Source organism: Cyanobacteriota bacterium (assembly GCA_025054735.1).
In the GTDB taxonomy this organism is placed as follows: domain Bacteria; phylum Cyanobacteriota; class Cyanobacteriia; order SKYG9; family SKYG9; genus SKYG9.
The window spans coordinates 1-2,422 of the sequence record JANWZG010000500.1 but is presented as its reverse complement, the minus strand read 5'-3'; the positions used below and the strand labels follow the sequence as shown (position 1 = coordinate 2,422).

The 2,422-nt window shown below is 52.5% G+C and carries 2 protein-coding genes; both read left to right on the top strand.

Annotated elements, in window-relative coordinates:
• The coding region (locus NZ772_17370) for a DUF4351 domain-containing protein (GenBank protein MCS6815327.1) at window positions 1-802 on the top strand (802 nt) is incomplete at its 5' end.
• A 152-nt stretch (window positions 803-954) separates the two neighbouring features.
• Window positions 955-2,422, top strand: a 1,468-nt coding sequence (locus NZ772_17365; GenBank protein MCS6815326.1) for an ATP-dependent helicase, incomplete at its 3' end; no start/stop codon positions are given.

Below are 2,422 nucleotides of genomic sequence, written 5' to 3'. Positions count from 1 at the left end.
CAAGTTGGAGCGTGAGGGTGGGAAACCAGTAGAGCAAACATTACCCAGATTGTGGATTCTAGCGGCTACTACGTCACAACTCATCACTAGCGAGTTTGGTGGCGCAACCCAAGCAGATTGGGGGGCTGGCATCTATCACCTGCCACAAGCACTCAAGGCTACAATCGTGGCCATTGACCAACTCCCCATCAACCCAGATACACTGTGGTTACGGCTGCTTGGGCGCGACCAAGTACAACAACAGGCCATTAGTGAATTGATTGCCTTACCCCCAGACGATCAACGCCGTGCCAGAGTCTTACAACTGCTGACAAACTGGCGGGTTACACTGGAGCTGGGTGAATTGGAGTTAAGTGATAACGAGGAGAGAACGCTGATGGTAGCTCTATCACAAGCATATCTAGAGTGGGAACAAGCACGAATTGAGCAAGGCATCCAACAGGGTATCCAACAAGGCATCCAACAAGGCATCCAACAAGGTATCGAGCGAGAGCGATCGCTAGTACTGCGCTTGTTGAGACGTAAGCTGGCAGATTTACCAGAAGCTCTCGTGTTATCCATTAACTGCCTGACCCTAGACCAGTTAGAATCGCTGGGCGAAGCACTGTTGGATTTCACTACAATTGCAGACTTGGTAAATTGGTTACTCGTGTGTCGTTTGGGCGAGCTACCAGCAGCGGTAATAGAACAAGTTGCCCGACTCAGCCCTGCGCAACTGACATCCCTAGCAGATGTGCTGCCTACCCTAACAACCTCAGCAGAGTTGGCAACCTGGTTACGCAATACAAGTTCAGGGCAGTAGTGAAAGTGTGCAGTAAAGCGGTTAGGTATTGAAAACTTGCCTAACTTGCGTGCGGATACCCGACTGCGCTGAGGATTAATTGTCAGAGTCAGCTACTGTCTGTGACCACGGATGCTAGGATGACTCCATGATGTTCTCTGCTATAGGCACGCATGACTACAGCGATCGCCGCTGATAACCTCTACGAGCAGCGACAGGCGGCATTGGCAGCAATACGGGCAGGGTTGCGGCCAGGTCAGCAGGCCATGGCAGACTGGCAAGGGGGACAGTTGGCCGTGTCAGCAGTGCCAGGGGCGGGCAAATCCACAGGTATGGCAGGGGCAGCAGCGATCGTCCTAGGGCGGCGATATCTTCAGCCTTTGACGAATCTAGCAGAGGAGGGGCGTAAACAACTCGTGGTAGTGACTTTTACCCGGTCAGCTGCTGCTAATATTCGGGCTAAAATTCGTGCCTACCTCTACCAGGCTAATCTCCCAGTCCGAGGGTTTACGGTCAGTACCCTGCATGGGTTAGCGCTAACGATCGCAACGGCTCATCCAGAGTTATCAAGCTTGAACCTAGCTCAGCTTACATTGGTTACCCCTACCCAGAGCCATCGCCTCATCCGAACTTGCGTAGAACAGTGGATTGTTGAAAATCCTTACCAGTACCAAGTTCTGCTCGAAGGGTGTCAGTTTGATGGGGAAGAAACAGAGCGCCTGCGTCGGCAGTCGGTGTTGCGGACAGAAGTATTGCCAGACTTGGCCACAACTGCCATCCATGAAGCCAAAAGTTCTGGGTTATTCCCTGAGGATTTACGCCGCTGGGATCAAAGCTCTACCTATCGTGCAGCAGATCAGGATCCTACTAGCAGCTATGCCGTGTTGACGATCGCCGCTGGTCTATATGAGCACTATCAACGCTTGCTGCAAGCTCGCAACCTAATCGACTACGATGACATGCTGCTAGCAGCATTGCGAGTGCTGGATCATCCTGCTGCCCGTCACCATTGGCAACAGCGGACGATCGCAGTCTTTGAAGACGAAGCTCAAGATTCCACCCCTCTACAAACTCGCCTGTTGGAAATCCTCGCTACCGACCCCATGGATGCCAGCATTGTAAATTGGGTACGAGTTGGTGATCCGAACCAAGCCATTAACTCCACCTTTACCCCTGCGGATCCCATCTTCTTTAACGAGTTCTGTACGGCCTGTGAAGCAAGAGGCAGGCTAGTCACGATGGATCAAGCAGGTCGCAGTGCCCAGCCCATTATAGATGCAGCTAATTTTCTGTTGCGCTGGGTAAATCAGCAACTCGCCGCTCAGACGACCTCATCAGGCTCGTCTGGCTTGGGGAAGGTAACACTGCCCTTTCGCACCCAGTTCATTCAGCCGGTAACAGCAGATAACCCCCAAGCTGGGGCTAATCCTGAACCCTTGGGAACAGGGGTAGAAATCCATCGCCCTAGGGATATTGTTCACACAGCAACCCTCATTGGGCAGCGGGTACGGCAGTTGATTCAGGATGATCCCCAGGCAGCAATAGCAGTACTAGTGCGGGAAAACCGCCAAGGACAGTTTCTAGCCCAACAGTTAGCAGATCTAACAGATCGCCATGGCATTCCAGTCTATGAAGTGGGAC